This is a genomic window from Pseudomonas fluorescens (assembly GCF_030344995.1).
Lineage (GTDB): Bacteria > Pseudomonadota > Gammaproteobacteria > Pseudomonadales > Pseudomonadaceae > Aquipseudomonas > Aquipseudomonas fluorescens_BF.
The window spans coordinates 295,230-311,025 of sequence record NZ_CP128260.1 but is presented as its reverse complement, the minus strand read 5'-3'; the positions used below and the strand labels follow the sequence as shown (position 1 = coordinate 311,025).

Genomic DNA, 15,796 nt, shown 5'->3' with positions numbered 1-15,796 from the left:
AGACGCCATGGCGATTCTGATCGGCGAACGTCCGGCGCAGGCGCTGTGGCGTGATTACCTGGAGCTGACCAAACCGAAAGTCGTGGTGTTGATGCTGATCACCTCGCTGGTGGGCATGTTTCTCGCGACCCGCGCAGGCGTGCCGTGGACGGTGCTGGTGTTCGGCAATTTGGGGATCGCGCTGTGTGCCGGTGGCGCCGCGGCGGTCAATCATGTCGTGGATCGGCGCATCGATGCAGTCATGGCCCGCACCCATAAACGGCCGCTGGCCGAGGGCCGGGTTTCGCCCACAGGAGCACTGACCTTTGCGCTGGTGCTGGCGCTGCTCGGCCAGGCCTTGCTGCTGACTTTCACCAATCCGCTGACCGCATGGCTGACCCTGGCCTCGCTGCTCGGCTACGCGGTGATCTACACCGGTTTCCTCAAACGCGCGACACCGCAGAACATCGTCATCGGCGGCCTTGCCGGTGCCGCCCCGCCGCTGCTCGGCTGGACCGCCGCCACCGGCCACGTCAGCGCCGAACCGTTGCTGCTGGTGCTGATCATCTTCGCCTGGACTCCGCCGCACTTCTGGGCCTTGGCCATCCACCGCAAGGAGGAATACGCCAAGGCCGACATTCCGATGCTGCCGGTCACCCACGGCGAGCACTACACCAAGGTGCACATTCTGCTGTACACCTTCGCCCTGCTGGCGGTCAGCCTGTTGCCGTATGTGATCCACATGAGCGGCCTGTTGTACCTGATCTGCGCACTCGGTTTGGGCGCGCGGTTTCTGCAATGGGCCGTGGTGCTGTACCGTGGCACTCGGCCGCACGCGGCGATCAACACCTTCAAGTACTCTATCTGGTACTTGTTTCTGCTGTTCATCGCCCTGCTCGTAGACCACTACTTACTGTTGAACCTATGACTCGAACCCAGAAAACCGTCTTCATCCTCGTCGCCGTGATCGCGCTGATCCTCGGCCTGACCGTCAACAAAGTGCTGAGCGGCAAGGGCCAGGGCGACCCGACCGCGCTGATCGACGCCGGCATCATCCTGCTGCCGCAGACCCGTAACCTGCCGGACGTGACGATGACCAATCAGGACGGCCAACCGGTCACCGTCAACGAGCTCAAAGGCAAGTGGAGCCTGCTGTTCTTCGGCTACACCTTCTGCCCGGACATCTGCCCGACCACCCTCGCCCAACTGCGCCAGATCAAGAGCGAGCTGCCGAAGGATGCTGTGGATAAATTGCAGATCGTGCTGGTCAGCGTCGACCCTAACCGCGACAACCCTGCGCAGTTGAAGCAGTATCTGGGTTACTTCGATCCACAGTTCATCGGCCTGACGCCGAAGTCGATCGACGAGCTGCAGAAGGTGGCGAACGCGGTGAGTATTCCGTTCATTCCGGCGGACACCAGCAAGCCGAATTACACGGTGGATCACAGTGGGAACCTGGCGGTGATCGGGCCGGATGGTACGCAGCGCGGGTTTATTCGGGCGCCGTTGAATAATGCCAAGCTGGTTGCGCAGTTGCCGGTGATGTTGAACCGCAAGTAAAAATGAACGCACAAAAAAGGGGACGCCACTGGCGTCCCCTTTTTCGTTACAGCTATCTGAATCAGAACGCCGGCAACACCGCGCCTTTGTACTTCTCGGTAATGAATTTCTTCACTTCCGGACTGTGCAGCGCAGCGGCCAGTTTCTTCATGGCGTCGCTGTCCTTGTTGTCCGCGCGGGACACCAGGATGTTCACGTAAGGCGAATCGCTGCCTTCGATGACCAGCGCATCCTTGGACGGATCGAGCTTGGCTTCCAGCGCGTAGTTGGTGTTGATCAGCGCCAGGTCGACCTGGGTCAGCACGCGCGGGATGGTCGCGGCTTCCAGTTCACGGATCTTCAGGTCTTTCGGGTTCTGGGCGATGTCCTTGACGGTCGACAGGATGTTGGTCGGATCCTTCAGGGTGATCACGCCGGCCTTGGCCAGCAGCAACAGCGCGCGGCCGCCGTTGGTGGCGTCGTTCGGGATCACCACGTTGGCGCCGCTTGGCAGCTCTTCGATTTTCTTGAACTTGCTGGAGTAGGCGCCCAGCGGTTCCAGATGCACGCCGGTCACGGAAACCAGGCTGGTGCCCTTGGCCTTGTTGAACTCATCGAGGTACGGCTGGTGTTGGAAGAAGTTGGCGTCCAGACGCTTCTCGGCCACCTGTACGTTCGGCTGAACGTAGTCGGTGAAGACCTTGACCTTCAGATCCACGCCTTCTTTGTCCAGTACCGGCTTCACGAACTCGAGGATTTCCGCATGCGGTACCGGGGTGGCAGCAACGGTCAGGGTTTCCTCGGCGTGGGCCGAGAACGCTGCAACGGCAGCCAGGGCAACGATCAGTTTTTTCATTCAGCTAACTCCTTTTTACGGCGCCCGTCTGGCGCCTGCCAGCGAATGGCCGGCTCATGTCATTACAAAACCGGTTATTTGCGCGAGAAGTGCACGACCAGTCGGTCGCCTACCATTTGCAGCACTTGCACCAGAATCAGCAGCAACACCACGGTCACGATCATCACGTCGGTCTGGAACCGCTGATAGCCGAAACGGATCGCCAGGTCACCCAGGCCACCGGCGCCGACCACACCGGCCATCGCCGTGTAGGAAACCAGTGTAATCGCCGTCACCGTAATCGCTGCGAAGATGCCCGGACGGGCCTCTGGCAGCAAGGCGTTCATGATGATCTGGCGAGTGGTCGCGCCCATCGACTGGGTTGCTTCGATGATGCCGCGATCAACTTCACGCAGGGCGGTTTCCACCAGACGCGCGAAGAACGGCGTCGCGCCCACTACCAGTGGCGGAATCGCACCGGCCACGCCCAGCGAGGTGCCGGTGATCAGCACGGTGAACGGGATCATCACGATCAACAGAATAATGAACGGCAGCGAACGCAGAATGTTCACCACCAGCGACAGCAAGGCGTACACGCCTTTGGCTTCGAGCAACTGACGCGGGCTGCACAGGAACAGCAACACACCCAGCGGCAGGCCGAGCAGCACGGTGAACAGCAGCGAACCGCCGAGCATCATCATGGTGTCGCCGGTGGCGAGCCAGATTTCGTACCAGTCGATATTGGTGAAGAAACTCATCAGGTCTTCCATTAGCGCAACACCTCCATGTGAACGTCAGCGGCGGTGAAGCGGGCGAACGCCGCCTCCATGTCGCCACCGGTGACGGCGAGGGTCAATTGCCCGTAAGGAATGTCTTTGATGCGGTCGATACGACCGGCCAGGATGCTGTAGTCCACACCGGTTTCCCGGGCGACGGTACCGAGCAACGGCGCGTAGGTCGCTTCGCCCTGGAAGGTCAGACGCACGATGCGACCCGGCACGTGAGCGAAGTCATCGCGCTGTTCGCTTTCGTCGATCTGCTCGCTTTCCTGAACAAAGCGCTTGGTGGTCAGGTGCTTCGGATGCAGGAACACATCGGCCACCGAACCTTGCTCGACGATCACACCGGCATCCATCACGCCGACCTGATCGCACACGCGGCGGATCACATCCATCTCGTGGGTGATCAGGACGATGGTCAGCTTCAGCTCGCGGTTGATCTCGGCCAGCAATTGCAGGACCGACGCCGTGGTCTGCGGGTCGAGGGCGCTGGTGGCTTCGTCGCACAGCAGGATTTTCGGCTTGGTCGCCAGAGCGCGGGCGATGCCGACGCGCTGCTTCTGACCGCCGGACAGCTGCGCCGGGTACTTTTTGGCGTGATCGGACAGACCGACCCGCGCCAGCAACTCGGCCACACGCTGGTCGATCTCGGCACGGGACAGTTCACCGGCCAGGGTCAGCGGCAGCGCGACGTTGTCGGCCACGGTCTTGGACGCCAGCAGGTTGAAGTGCTGGAAGATCATCCCGACCTGCTGACGGAAACGGCGCAGGCCGTTGGCGTCCAGCGCGGTGACTTCTTCGCCGTCGACGATGATCTTGCCGCCACTGGATTGCTCCAGGCGATTGATCAGACGCAGCAGGGTACTTTTTCCCGCACCGGAATGGCCAATCAGGCCGAACACCTGACCGTTCTCGATGGAGAAGCTGGTCGGGTGCAGCGCGGTGATGTCCTTACCGGCGACGCGGTAAGTCTTATGGACGTTTTGAAACTCGATCACGTAGCGAACCTTGTGGGGCGCGTTGGAAAAGGATCAGCGGTTAGCCGGGCGCGCATTTTAGCCTGTCCGTATAGAGGTTATTAGCATTTATTCCGCATTCAACCTTTCATTTGGCAATAACGCGATCAAAGGTCATAAAAAAGGAACGGCCAAAACCCTCATCAGTCACTAAGTAAGCGACTTGAAACTCCGGGCGCCGTGCCCGGGAACCACTCAAGAGCCTCGGCAGCACCGGGGTCAAACGAGGAGTTTACGTCTGATGAGCAGCAAAAAACCTGTCCCTTCCAAAAGTGAGCTGGCCGGAACCGATACCCCGGATCGCGCCAACACCAACGCCAAACTCGACAGCCTGGAAAAATTCCGCTCCGACGCCACCGGCCAGGCCCTGCGCACCAATCAGGGCGTGAAGGTCGCGGACAACCAGAACACCCTCAAAGCCGGGGCTCGCGGGCCGTCGCTGCTGGAAGACTTCATCATGCGTGAAAAGATCACGCACTTTGACCATGAGCGGATTCCCGAGCGCATCGTCCACGCTCGCGGCACCGGCGCCCATGGTTTCTTTCAAACCTACGAGAACAATTCGACGCTGACCAAGGCCGGCTTCCTGCAGGATCCGGGGAAGAAAACCCCGGTGTTCGTGCGTTTTTCCACAGTACAGGGGCCACGCGGTTCCGGCGATACGGTGCGTGACGTGCGTGGTTTTGCCGTGAAGTTCTTCACTGACGAAGGCAACTTCGATCTGGTCGGCAACAACATGCCGGTGTTCTTCATCCAGGACGCGATCAAGTTTCCCGACTTCGTCCACGCGGTAAAACCCGAGCCGCACAACGAAATCCCCACCGGCGGCTCAGCCCACGACACCTTCTGGGACTTCGTGTCGCTGGTGCCGGAATCCGCGCACATGGTCATCTGGGCCATGTCCGACCGGGCCATCCCGAAAAGCCTGCGCAGCATGCAGGGCTTCGGCGTGCACACCTTCCGGCTGATCAACGCCGAGGGCAAATCGCGCTTCGTCAAATTCCACTGGCGCCCTACTGCCGGCACTTGTTCGCTGGTATGGGACGAGGCGCAAAAACTCGCGGGTAAAGACACCGACTACCATCGGCGCGATCTGTGGGAAGCCATCGAGATGGGTGACTACCCGGAATGGGAACTCGGCGTTCAGGTCATCGAAGAGGAAAACGAGCACGACTTCGACTTCGACATCCTCGACCCGACCAAACTGATTCCCGAGGAAATCGTTCCGATTACGCCGCTGGGCAAGATGACCCTCAATCGCAACCCGGACAATTTCTTCGCCGAGACCGAGCAGGTCGCGTTCTGCCCCGGCCATATCGTGCCGGGGATCGACTTCTCCAATGACCCGCTGCTGCAAGGCCGGCTGTTTTCCTACACCGACACGCAGATCAGCCGACTTGGCGGGCCGAACTTTCATGAGCTGCCGATCAATCGCCCGGTCGCACCGTTCCACAACGGCCAGCGCGATGCCCAGCACCGCACGGTGATCGACAAGGGTCGGGCGTCCTACGAACCGAACTCCATCGATGGCGGCTGGCCGAAAGAAACTCCACCGGCCGCGCAGGACGGCGGGTTCGAAAGCTATCCGGAGCGCATCGATGCCAACAAGATCCGCCAGCGCAGCGAGTCGTTCAGCGACCACTTCTCCCAAGCGCGGCTGTTCTTCAACAGCATGAGCCCGCACGAGAAAGAGCACATCATCGCCGCCTACAGTTTCGAACTGGGCAAGGTTGAGCGTGAGTTCATCCGGGCCCGGGAAGTGAACGAGATTCTCGCCAACATCGACCTGGAGCTGGCCAAACGCGTGGCAGCCAACCTGGGTCTGCCAGCGCCAGGCAAAGGCACCGTCGACGTGCCTAAAACATCACTGGATCGCTCGCCGGCGCTGAGTCAGGCCAACCTGCTGCCGGAGAACATCAAGACCCGAAAAGTTGCGATCCTTGCGGCCAACGGCGTCGACGGTGCGGCGATTGATGCGATGAAGAAGGCGCTGGCGGCAGAAGGTGCGCACGCCAAGCTGCTTGGCCCGACTTCGGCGCCGGTGAAGACCGCCGATGGCAAAAGCCTGGCGGTGGATGCGTCGATGGAAGGTTTGCCTTCGATTGCGTTCGATGCGGTATTCGTGCCGGGTGGCGCGGCGTCGGTAAAAGCGTTGAGCGGTGACGGCGTGGCGTTGCATTACCTGCTGGAGGCGTACAAGCACCTGAAGGCGATTGCGCTGCATGGCGAGGCCAAGCAGTTGCTGGATGTGCTGAAGCTGGAGGCGGATGCGGGGTTGATCGAGGGCAAGGATGTGAAGGCGCTGACCCAGCCGTTCTTTGCGGCGATCGGGCAGCATCGGGTTTGGGATCGTGAGGCGAAGGCCAAGGCGATTCCGGCCTGAAAAAAAACCGCAGCCTGCGAAAAGCAGGCTGCGGTTAATTCAAGGTTTGCGCGGGCTCAGGACCATCTGCGCCGGCACCGTGCGCAGAATCTGTTTCTCGATCTTCAGATCGAAATCCGGATCCAGCTTCTTCACGCGTTTGGTGATCAGCGTCGCCAGCCACGGGTAATCATTGGTGCGCGGGGCCTGAATGCTCACCGCACAGTCGTAATTCACCACGTCGGCGGCGATCGCATCCAGTTGGCGGCGAAGTTTGCGGCTATCGGTGATGTTCAGCGCAACCGTGGTGCTCTCGGCAGTCGGATCGATCACCTTGGCTTTCGGCTTGGCTTCAGCGGCCTGCAGCGCTGCTTCGGCTTTCTCCAGCTCGGCCTTGCGCGCTTCGGTGATGGCGCCGTTGACGCCACCAGTCAACGCCGGGGCCTTGGGCATCAACACGCGGGCACGGGCCAGCGCGGTTGCGGCCGCGTTCACATCGCCCTTCTGCAGGACGATCTGGCTGCGGCGCAGATAAGCTTCGGCCAACTGACGCTGGTATTGCTCAAGGGACTGATCGTTGGGTGTTTCGGCCTGCAAGGCTGCCAATTGGTCTTCGGCAGTGGCCAGTTCGCTGCTGGCCAGGCTTTGCTCCAGCTGTGCGATGGCCGTGGCCCGCGTGTCGGGGACTTCGGCCACCGGCGGCGTGCTTTGGCAGGCGCCCAGCAGCACTGAAAAGGCCACAAGGAGCAGATAACGGGAGGCGAACGGCTTCATTCCTGCGACTCTCTATTTGCGCAAAAAACGAGCAAGTCTACACCCCTCGACGGGGCAGAACAAAACTCAGCAGAAACAGTGCGGCCGCCGTCACAACGATTGACGGGCCAGCCGGGGTGTCCTTGAACCAGGACAGCGCCAGCCCGCCACACACGGCGAGCATGCCCAGCACGCTCGCGCCCAGTGCCATCTGCTCCGGCGAACGGGCGTGACGTTGTGCCGCAGCCGCCGGGATGATCAACAGCGAAGTAATCAGCAACACACCGACGATTTTCATCGCCACCGCGATCACTACTGCGATCAACAGCATCAGCGCCATGCGCAAACCGGCCACCGGCAAGCCTTCGACTTTGGCCAGTTCCTCGTGCACGGTGATTGCCAGCAGCGGGCGCCACAAGGTCACCAGCAACACCAGCACCGCCGCGCTGCCGCCGAGGATCCACGCCAGATCGGTCGGGCTGATCGCCAGCAGGTCACCGAACAGATAGGCCATCAGGTCGATCCGCACTTCATGCATGAAGCTTAGTACCACCAGCCCGAGGGAGAGCGTGCTCGGTGCGAGAATTCCCAAAAGGGTGTCGGACGCTAGCGGCTGGCGTTGTTGCAGGGTCACCAGCAGCACCGCCAACAGCAGGCAGCCGACGGTGACCGCGACAGTCGGGCTGACATCCAGCAGAAAGCCCAAGGCCACGCCGAGCAGTGCGGCATGGGACAGGGTGTCGCCGAAATAGGCCATGCGCCGCCAGACCACGAACGAGCCGAGCGGCCCCGCGACCACCGCCAGCGCCAGACCTGCAAGCAGGGCGTAGAACAGAAAATCAGCCATGCTTGCAGCTATCTCCGTGAACGTGAGGTTGAGCCGACAAGGGCCCTTTGACTACCGAACCGTGCAGGTCGTGGGCGTGGTCATGATGGTGGTGATAGATCGCCAGGCTCGGCGCGTTGTTGCCGAACAACTCGACGAAGGCCGGGTCGCCACTGACCTGCTCGGGATGCCCGGAGCAGCAGACATGACGGTTGAGGCACACCACCTGATCGGTGGTGCTCATCACCAGATGCAGATCGTGGGACACCATCAGCACGCCGCAGCCGTGACGGTCGCGCAGTCGGGTGATCAGGCTGTACAACTCGGCTTGCCCGGCGACATCGACGCCCTGAACCGGCTCGTCGAGCACCAGCAGTTCCGGCTCGCGAAGCAGTGCCCGAGCCAATAGAACGCGCTGCATTTCACCGCCGGAAACACTTTGCACCGGGCTGTCGATAACGTGCTCGGCGCCGACTTCCTTGAGTGCCGCCAGCGCACGCGGACGATCGACGCCCGGCACCAGCCGCAGAAAGCGCAGCACCGACAGCGGCAAGGTCGGATCGACGTGAAGTTTTTGCGGCATATAACCGACGCGCAGTTTCGGCTTGCGCCAGACGCTGCCGCTGTCTGGCTTCAGCAGCCCGAGCACGGCGCGTACCAGCGTGGTCTTGCCGGCGCCGTTGGGGCCGATCAGGGTGACGATCTGCCCCGGCTCGACGCTCAGGTGAATGTTGTCCAGCACGTTCTGCCCGGCAAACCGGACCGCCACCTGCTCCAGACGGATCAGCGCATCGCTCATCAAGCCCCCCGGCAACCGGAGCAGAGGCCGACCACTTCGACGGTCTGGGCCTCGACGATGAAGCCGACATCCCTGGCGCTGTGGACGATGGCGTCGCTGATGGTTTTTTGCTCAAGTTCGATGGCGGCGTGGCATTCGCGGCAGATCAGGAACTGGCCCTGGTGCGAATGTTTCGGGTGAACGCAGCCGACGAAGGCGTTGAGCGAGGAGATGCGGTGCACCAGGCCGTTTTCCAGCAGGAAATCCAGCGCCCGGTACACGGTCGGCGGCGCAGCGCGACGGCCGTCCTGCTCGCTGAGCACCGCCAGAATGTCGTAGGCACCCAGCGGCTTGTGGCTCTGCCAGACCAGTTCCAGCACGCGCCGGCGCAACGCGGTCAGGCGCAGGCCCTTCTGTGCACACAGGGCATCGGCCTCGGACAGCGCGCTGTGAACGCAGTGCGAGTGGTCGTGGGGACGGCTGGCAATCGGTGTAATAGGCATGAGCGGCGACGAGTTTGGTTAGAGACGTTATTATGTTACCCGTTCTCGCCTCATTGAGTGGTCATCGTGTCCCGACTTTTTTCTGTTTTTGTCGTATTCATCACCGGTTTTCTGCTGATCGGTCCGGCTCAGGCCGAGGTCAGAGTCCTCACCAGCATCAAGCCCCTGCAACTGATTGCCGCTGCGGTGCAGGACGGCGTGGCGATTCCGGAAGTGCTGCTGCCACCAGGAGCTTCACCACATAACTACGCGTTGCGTCCGTCCGACGTACGCAAGGTGCAATCGGTGGACCTGCTGTACTGGATCGGCCCGGACATGGAAGGTTTCCTGCCTCGAGTGCTGAACGGTCGTACGCTGCCGAGCGTTGCCGTACAGGATCTGCCGGGCATGAAACTGCGCCGCTTCGCTGCGGACAGCCACTCCCACGCCGAAGAAGCCGACGAACACGATCACGACCATCGCCCGGGCAGCCTCGATGCGCATTTGTGGCTATCGCCGGTGAACGCGCGGGTTATTGCCGACAAAATGGCTGCTGACCTGAGCGCCGCCGACCCGGCCAATGCCGAGCGCTATCAGAGCAACGCCAAGGCGTTCGACGAGCGTCTGGATGCACTGGATCAGCGCTTGAAGAAACGCCTGGCCGGTATTGAAGGCAAACCCTACTTTGTTTTCCACGAAGCCTTCGACTACTTCGAAGAAGCCTACGGCCTGAAACACGCAGGCGTATTCAGCGTCGCGGCGGAAGTACAGCCTGGCGCCCAGCATGTGGCGGCAATGCGCACGCGCTTGCAGGAAGTCGGCAAGACTTGCGTATTCAGTGAGCCGCCGCTGCGTCCACGTCTGGCCGAAACCCTGGTGGCGGGCCTGCCGGTGAAGCTGGCGGAACTGGATGCGTTGGGCGGGTACACGCCAGCGACGGCTCAGGGTTATGAGCAAGTACTGGAGAAGCTGGGGAATGATCTGGCGGGTTGTCTCGAATCGCTCTGATACAAAAAAACCGCAGCCTGCACAGGCTGCGGTTTTTTCTTTTACAGGGCGAAAGGTAGCGGCGTACTGACCGTCTGACGCTGCGCCAGACGCTGCTCGAACTCTTTCGGATCGTGAATCAGCACGTCCTGCCCGGCGAACGATTCCGCCGCAATCAGACGCGACAGCCAGAACCGCACGCACGCCACTCGCAGCATGGTCGGCCACAGCTCGGCTTCGGCTGCCGTGAACGGACGCAGTGCCGCGTAGGCTCCCAGGAAAGCCCGAGCACGCTGGCCGTCGATCAGGCCGTCATCGTCCGAACACCAGTCGTTCAGGGCAATCGCCACGTCATAGAGCATCGGGCCAGAGCAGGCGTTGTAGAAATCGATCAGCCCGGTCAGGTGCGTGCCTTCGAACATCGCATTGTCGCGGAACAAGTCGGCGTGGATGTTCGCCCGAGGCAGCGCGAGAATTTTCTCTTTCTGTTGAGTGATTTCGTCCAGCGCGGATTGCAGCAGTGCACGCGGCTCGTCGCTCAGGTGCGAAAGAAACTGCGTGCCCTCTTCCAGCATCCAGTCCAGGCCACGATCGGTCTTGCGCTTGATCATATTGTTGCCCTGAGTTGCCAGGTGCAGATGCGCCTGCAAGTCACCGACCTGCGCGCAATGCTGAGCGTTGGCCTGCTTGATGTGCTTGCCCGCCAGGCGCGGTTGCAGCAGCGCCGGCTTGCCTTTCAGCTCGCGCAGTGCCACGCCGTCAGTCGTGCGCAGCGCGTAAGGCACCGGCAGATCGGCTTCGTGAAGGACGTCAAGCAGGTCGATGAAGAACGGCATTTCCTGCACCGGCCCGCGCTCGACCAGGGTCAGGACGAACTCGCCCTTTTCCATGCTGATAAAGAAGTTGGTGTTTTCGCTGCCGGCGGCGATCCCCTGGAAATCAAGCAGACGGCCGAGCCCGTATGGGGCGAGAAAGGTTTCCAGCTCGGGCCGAGCCAGGGGGGTGAACACAGACATGGTTAAAAACTGCTCAGTTCTGGCGCCGCTATCAGACGGCGCCGATTAAAAGTCAGGAAACTTACTTCCAGGTAAAGATTTCCCACGACGGAATCAGCATATCCGGCTGGTCGGAACGGATGTAGTTCGCGTCCGTACCATCGGCGCGCACGAGGAAATAGGGTTTGCCGCCCTTCGGTGTGACCTTGATCGCATACACGAATCCACTCCGGCTGTATTCCTGAATGACCTTGTCGCCTTCCGTGTGCGTGCTAATGGTAACTTCCGGCTCCGACGATGGCGCATCATCCGCCGCGATCGCGGCCAGCGGTGAGACAGCAATCAGACTGACCAGCAGCAAGCGATTTAACGTACGCATGATAACCTTGTCCCTTTGTCGTCAACGGTCCCGCTATTCTAGCGCCGGGCCCGCCGAAAAGGTTGATTCTGCTCATGAGCCAAGCCCCCCTCGTCCTGGTGGACGGTTCGTCTTACCTGTACCGCGCCTTTCACGCGCTGCCACCGCTGACCACCTCCAAAGGCCTGCCGACCGGTGCGGTCAAAGGCGTGCTGAACATGCTCAAGAGCCTGCGCAAGCAGTATCCGGACAGCCCGTTCGCCGTGGTGTTCGACGCCAAGGGTGGGACATTTCGCGATGAGATGTACGCCGAATACAAGGCCAACCGCCCAAGCATGCCCGACGATATGCGCGTACAGATCGAGCCGCTGCACCAGAGCGTGATCGCCCTCGGTTTCCCGCTGCTGTGCGTCGAAGGCGTCGAGGCCGATGACGTGATCGGCACCCTGGCCCGCAGCAGCGCGGCCGCCGATCGCCCGGTGATCATTTCCACCGGTGACAAGGACATGGCGCAACTGGTCGACGGCCACATTACCTTGGTCAACACAATGTCCGGTAGCTCGATGGACGTGGAGGGCGTGAAGGAGAAATTCGGCGTCGCTCCGGAGCAGATCATCGATTATCTGGCCCTGATGGGCGATTCTTCCGACAACATCCCTGGCGTTCCGGGCATCGGTCCAAAGACCGCGTCCGGCCTGCTGGTGGGTGTCAACGGCGGCCTGACCGAGCTGTATGCGCAGCTCGACATCGTGCCGTCCCTGCCGATTCGCGGGGCCAAGACGCTGCCGGCCAAGCTCGAAGAACACAAGGAGATGGCCTTCCTCTCCTATCAGCTGGCGACCATCAAGGTCGACGTGCCGCTGGATATCGGCCTCGACGACCTGCAAATGGGCCCGGAAGATTCGGCCAGACTGCTTGAGCTCTACACCCTGCTGGAGTTCAAGAGCTGGATCAACGATCTGGAGCGGGACGCCAAGCGTCTGGAGCTGAGCGCTGCCACCGAGCCTGCGCCGGCCGGCGATCTGTTCAGCGCGCCTGCCGAAGAAGAAGTGCCTGCCGCTTCGGCTGAAGCCGCGTACGAAACCATCCTCGATCAGGCGCGATTCGACGTCTGGCTGGAAAAGCTGAAGAACGCCAAGCTGTTTGCCTTCGACACCGAAACCACCGGCATCGACGCCCAGCAGGCGCAACTGGTCGGCTTGTCTTTCGCAGTGCAGGCCAACGAAGCGGCCTACATCCCGCTGACTCACTCCTACATCGGCGTGCCGGAACAGATGGATCGCGACACTGTGTTGCGCGCGCTCAAGCCGATCCTCGAAGACCCGAACAAGCTCAAGGTCGGCCAGCACGCCAAGTTCGATATGAACATCCTGGCCAATTGCGCCATCGGTGGTGATCAGAATGAAGGCATCACCGTGCGCGGAATTGCCTTCGACACGATGCTTGAGTCCTACGTGCTCAACTCCACCGCCACCCGCCACGACATGGACAGCCTGGCGCAGAAGTACCTGGATCACACCACCGTGAGTTTCCAGGACATCGCCGGCAAAGGCGCCAAACAACTGACCTTCGACCAGATCGCCCTGGAACAGGCCGGGCCTTACGCCGCCGAAGATGCCGACGTGACCCTGCGCCTGCACCAGACGCTGTTCGAGAAGTTGAGCGCCATCCCGAGTCTGGCCAGCGTGCTGACCGACATCGAAATCCCGCTGGTGCCGGTGCTCGCTCGCATCGAGCGCCAGGGCGCGTTCGTCGACGCTGAACTGCTCGGCATCCAGAGCATTGAGCTGGGCAACAAAATGGTCGCGCTGGAGCGTGAAGCCTTCGAGATCGCCGGTGAAGAATTCAACCTCGGTTCGCCGAAGCAACTGGGCGTGATCCTCTACGAAAAACTCGGCCTGCCAGTGCTGAAGAAGACCGCCAAAGGCCAGCCGTCCACCGCCGAAGAAGTGCTGGCGAAACTGGCCGAGGACGATCACCGCTTGCCGAAAGTGTTGATGGAACACCGTTCCATGAGCAAGCTGAAGAGCACCTATACCGATCGCCTGCCGGAGCAGATCAACCCGCGTACCGGGCGTATCCACACTTCGTACCATCAGGCCGTTGCGTCGACCGGTCGCCTGTCGTCGAGCGATCCGAATCTGCAGAACATCCCGGTGCGCACCGCTGAAGGCCGGCGCATCCGTCAGGCCTTCGTTGCGCCGGAAGGCTACAAACTGCTGGCGGCGGACTACTCGCAGATCGAACTGCGGATCATGGCCCACCTGTCCCGCGACGAAGGCCTGATGAACGCCTTCCGCAACAACCTGGACGTGCACACCGCCACCGCGGCCGAAGTGTTCAAGGTCGAGCTCAATGAGGTGTCGTCCGACCAGCGCCGTGGCGCCAAGGCGATCAACTTCGGTCTGATCTACGGCATGGGCGCGCAGAAGCTGGGCAAGGACATCGGCGTCGACACCAAGACCGCCAAGGCCTACATCGACACCTACTTCGCGCGTTATCCGGGCGTTCGTGAATACATGGATCGCACCCGCGCCCAGGCAGCGGATCAGGGTTTCGTGGAAACGATCTTCGGTCGTCGCCTGTATCTGCCGGACATCAACTCAAACAAGCCTCAGGAACGCGCTGCCGCCGAGCGCACGGCAATCAACGCGCCGATGCAGGGCACCGCAGCGGACATCATCAAGAAAGCCATGGTGGCGGTGGATAACTGGCTGAGCGCTTCGGGGCTGGACGCCAAAGTCATCCTGCAGGTGCACGACGAACTGGTGCTGGAGGTTCGCGAGGACGTGGTGGATCAGGTTCGCGAAGAAATTCGCATGCACATGAGCGAGGCGGCAAAACTGGATGTGCCGTTGCTGGTGGAAGTGGGGGTTGGCAACAACTGGGACGAGGCACACTGAGGCCTCTGGAACTGGGCTTTGCCGCGACCGAGCGTCGCGGCAAAGGCATCGAAAAGCGCTTAGGCCTGATCGTTCTTGAGCTTATTCCAAAGTTTTTTGAAAAGATTCTGAACTAATCTTGCGACAGGGCACTCAGAGATACTGAATGGCTGGTGAAGCCCTTCGATGCTCCTATGTTGTGTTAAGTGTTGGCAGATATCTGAACCCCGCCCTAGCGGTTCGGAACTTAAACCCCGGAACTTCTCCCTCCCCATATGAAGTCCGGGGCTTTTTTTTGCCCCAAAACTGCCTGTGGCGCCGCCAGACTGCGTTAAAAGCGGGGCTAAAAATGCTCATTTAGGTCCACTAAACTCCGCTTTTTAGCCCCGCTTTTGCCTTGCCTGGCAGCACCACAGACAGTTTTGAAATCTCCTTATTCTGCCTCGGCCGCCGCTTCCGCGCCTTTATCTGCCAGTTCCATCCAGCCCGCCAACACAGTGTAGGCCTCTTCCAGGCCCATGCGTTTCGGGGCTGAGAACAGCTGGATCGTTACCTGATCGCCCCACCCTTTACGGATTTCCGACTGCACCTTGAGCAGCGTGTTCTTGGCTGCGCCGTAGGTCAGTTTGTCGGCCTTGGTCAGCAGGATGTGCATCGGCATGCCGGCCGCAACGGCCCAGTCGAGCATCAGCAGGTCGAAGTCGGTCATTGGATGACGGATGTCCATCATCAGAATCAAACCCTTCAAACTCTCGCGGCCACCGAGGTAAGCCTCAAGGTGACGCTGCCAGTGTTGCTTGAGCGGGATCGGTACTTTTGCATAACCGTAGCCCGGGAGGTCGACCAGACGCCGTTCATCGTCTAGCTTGAAGAAGTTCAACAGCTGTGTGCGACCCGGGGTTTTCGAGGTGCGCGCCAGGCTGGCGTGAGTCAGAGTGTTCAGCGCGCTGGATTTACCGGCGTTGGATCGACCGGCGAACGCCACTTCGAAGCCTTCGTCGTCGGGACACTGATCGACTTTGGCGGCACTGAGCATGAACGTGGACTGTTGGCACAGGCCGAGGATGGGATTCTTGAGTTGCATGGGATTTCCGATGTGGGCGGCGCCGGGATTAGGCGCGGAACGCGGTGTCGCTTCCGTTTCAGTGACGCCAGTATATAATGCCGCAGATTTTGTGTGTGCTTTGTCCCAGCGAAGGATGAAGTTCACGAGAGCGACAGACCT

The 15,796-nt window shown here is 61.0% G+C and carries 15 protein-coding genes; 5 read left to right on the top strand and 10 right to left on the bottom strand.

Translation table 11 applies throughout. The features are described 5' to 3' along the window. The first annotated feature begins 7 nt into the window (after positions 1-7). Together cyoE and QR290_RS01400 are read left to right on the top strand one after the other, a co-directional pair. Positions 8-907 (top strand): heme o synthase, encoded by a 900-nt coding sequence (gene cyoE, locus QR290_RS01405; RefSeq protein ID WP_007953992.1) that lies wholly within the window; start codon positions 8-10, stop codon positions 905-907. Next, on the top strand, positions 904-1,539 hold the full coding sequence (locus QR290_RS01400) for an SCO family protein (RefSeq protein WP_115079844.1): 636 nt from the start codon (positions 904-906) through the stop codon (positions 1,537-1,539). The genes cyoE and QR290_RS01400 overlap by 4 nt, the downstream gene beginning before the upstream one ends. Before the next feature lie 61 nt (positions 1,540-1,600). Here the strand turns inward: QR290_RS01400 and QR290_RS01395 are convergent, their stop codons facing one another. The 3 genes from QR290_RS01395 to QR290_RS01385 all read right to left on the bottom strand — a co-directional run bounded on the left by QR290_RS01395 (position 1,601) and on the right by QR290_RS01385 (position 4,130). Then, positions 1,601-2,374, bottom strand: a complete 774-nt coding sequence (locus QR290_RS01395; protein WP_289204161.1) for a MetQ/NlpA family ABC transporter substrate-binding protein — start codon at positions 2,372-2,374, stop codon at positions 1,601-1,603. Between the two features lie 74 nt (positions 2,375-2,448). Then, positions 2,449-3,123 carry a methionine ABC transporter permease gene (locus tag QR290_RS01390; protein ID WP_007953997.1) on the bottom strand — a complete coding sequence of 225 codons (675 nt, stop codon included), beginning with the start codon at positions 3,121-3,123 and terminating at the stop codon, positions 2,449-2,451. Further along, positions 3,123-4,130 carry a methionine ABC transporter ATP-binding protein gene (locus QR290_RS01385; protein ID WP_289204160.1) on the bottom strand — a complete coding sequence of 336 codons (1,008 nt, stop codon included), beginning with the start codon at positions 4,128-4,130 and terminating at the stop codon, positions 3,123-3,125. The genes QR290_RS01390 and QR290_RS01385 overlap by 1 nt, the downstream gene beginning before the upstream one ends. A 259-nt stretch (positions 4,131-4,389) precedes the next feature. Here QR290_RS01385 and katE point away from each other — a divergent pair, with 259 nt between their 5' ends. Continuing rightward, on the top strand, positions 4,390-6,531 hold the full coding sequence (katE, locus tag QR290_RS01380) for a catalase HPII (RefSeq protein WP_289204159.1): 2,142 nt from the start codon (positions 4,390-4,392) through the stop codon (positions 6,529-6,531). A gap of 39 nt (positions 6,532-6,570) precedes the next feature. On the opposite strand, the gene QR290_RS01375 is transcribed toward katE, so the two are convergent. From QR290_RS01375 to zur, 4 genes are read right to left on the bottom strand one after another with little or no spacing between them, the layout of a single operon-like run. Beyond that, positions 6,571-7,284 (bottom strand): PA5502 family lipoprotein, encoded by a 714-nt coding sequence (locus QR290_RS01375; RefSeq protein WP_289204158.1) that lies wholly within the window; start codon positions 7,282-7,284, stop codon positions 6,571-6,573. A 37-nt stretch (positions 7,285-7,321) separates the two neighbouring features. Next, positions 7,322-8,110 (bottom strand): zinc ABC transporter permease subunit ZnuB, encoded by a 789-nt coding sequence (gene znuB / locus QR290_RS01370; RefSeq protein WP_007954005.1) that lies wholly within the window; start codon positions 8,108-8,110, stop codon positions 7,322-7,324. Further along, positions 8,103-8,888, bottom strand: a complete 786-nt coding sequence (znuC, locus tag QR290_RS01365) for a zinc ABC transporter ATP-binding protein ZnuC (RefSeq protein ID WP_085690422.1) — start codon at positions 8,886-8,888, stop codon at positions 8,103-8,105. Before znuC ends, znuB begins: the two co-directional genes overlap by 8 nt. Then, positions 8,888-9,370: a zinc uptake transcriptional repressor Zur gene (gene zur / locus QR290_RS01360; protein WP_064379572.1), complete on the bottom strand. Its 483-nt coding sequence runs from the start codon at positions 9,368-9,370 to the stop codon at positions 8,888-8,890. Before zur ends, znuC begins: the two co-directional genes overlap by 1 nt. A gap of 57 nt (positions 9,371-9,427) precedes the next feature. Between zur and QR290_RS01355 the strand changes: the two genes are divergently transcribed. Next, positions 9,428-10,357, top strand: a complete 930-nt coding sequence (locus QR290_RS01355) for a zinc ABC transporter substrate-binding protein (RefSeq protein ID WP_289204157.1) — start codon at positions 9,428-9,430, stop codon at positions 10,355-10,357. A gap of 41 nt (positions 10,358-10,398) precedes the next feature. On the opposite strand, the gene QR290_RS01350 is transcribed toward QR290_RS01355, so the two are convergent. Continuing rightward, on the bottom strand, positions 10,399-11,352 hold the full coding sequence (locus QR290_RS01350) for a homoserine kinase (RefSeq protein WP_289204156.1): 954 nt from the start codon (positions 11,350-11,352) through the stop codon (positions 10,399-10,401). A gap of 61 nt (positions 11,353-11,413) precedes the next feature. After that, a complete protein-coding gene (locus tag QR290_RS01345) occupies positions 11,414-11,710 on the bottom strand; it encodes a DUF2782 domain-containing protein (protein ID WP_011331780.1) in 297 nt (98 codons plus the stop codon). A gap of 74 nt (positions 11,711-11,784) precedes the next feature. Here QR290_RS01345 and polA point away from each other — a divergent pair, with 74 nt between their 5' ends. Continuing rightward, positions 11,785-14,592: a DNA polymerase I gene (gene polA / locus QR290_RS01340; protein ID WP_289204155.1), complete on the top strand. Its 2,808-nt coding sequence runs from the start codon at positions 11,785-11,787 to the stop codon at positions 14,590-14,592. Positions 14,593-15,004: 412 nt separating this feature from the next. Here polA and yihA read toward each other — a convergent pair whose 3' ends face one another. Beyond that, on the bottom strand, positions 15,005-15,655 hold the full coding sequence (gene yihA, locus QR290_RS01335) for a ribosome biogenesis GTP-binding protein YihA/YsxC (RefSeq protein ID WP_115079837.1): 651 nt from the start codon (positions 15,653-15,655) through the stop codon (positions 15,005-15,007). Positions 15,656-15,796: the final 141 nt, after the last annotated feature.

What these genes read in the sequence shown, in the direction of transcription:
- zur (WP_064379572.1), bottom strand. Translation starts at nt 9,370, where the DNA reads ATGCCTATTACACCGATTGCCAGCCGTCCCCACGACCACTCGCACTGC.
- polA (WP_289204155.1), top strand. Translation starts at nt 11,785, where the DNA reads ATGAGCCAAGCCCCCCTCGTCCTGGTGGACGGTTCGTCTTACCTGTAC.
- katE (WP_289204159.1), top strand. Translation starts at nt 4,390, where the DNA reads ATGAGCAGCAAAAAACCTGTCCCTTCCAAAAGTGAGCTGGCCGGAACC.
- znuB (WP_007954005.1), bottom strand. Translation starts at nt 8,110, where the DNA reads ATGGCTGATTTTCTGTTCTACGCCCTGCTTGCAGGTCTGGCGCTGGCG.
- znuC (WP_085690422.1), bottom strand. Translation starts at nt 8,888, where the DNA reads ATGAGCGATGCGCTGATCCGTCTGGAGCAGGTGGCGGTCCGGTTTGCC.
- QR290_RS01350 (WP_289204156.1), bottom strand. Translation starts at nt 11,352, where the DNA reads ATGTCTGTGTTCACCCCCCTGGCTCGGCCCGAGCTGGAAACCTTTCTC.
- QR290_RS01390 (WP_007953997.1), bottom strand. Translation starts at nt 3,123, where the DNA reads ATGGAAGACCTGATGAGTTTCTTCACCAATATCGACTGGTACGAAATC.
- cyoE (WP_007953992.1), top strand. Translation starts at nt 8, where the DNA reads ATGGCGATTCTGATCGGCGAACGTCCGGCGCAGGCGCTGTGGCGTGAT.
- yihA (WP_115079837.1), bottom strand. Translation starts at nt 15,655, where the DNA reads ATGCAACTCAAGAATCCCATCCTCGGCCTGTGCCAACAGTCCACGTTC.
- QR290_RS01345 (WP_011331780.1), bottom strand. Translation starts at nt 11,710, where the DNA reads ATGCGTACGTTAAATCGCTTGCTGCTGGTCAGTCTGATTGCTGTCTCA.
- QR290_RS01395 (WP_289204161.1), bottom strand. Translation starts at nt 2,374, where the DNA reads ATGAAAAAACTGATCGTTGCCCTGGCTGCCGTTGCAGCGTTCTCGGCC.
- QR290_RS01375 (WP_289204158.1), bottom strand. Translation starts at nt 7,284, where the DNA reads ATGAAGCCGTTCGCCTCCCGTTATCTGCTCCTTGTGGCCTTTTCAGTG.
- QR290_RS01400 (WP_115079844.1), top strand. Translation starts at nt 904, where the DNA reads ATGACTCGAACCCAGAAAACCGTCTTCATCCTCGTCGCCGTGATCGCG.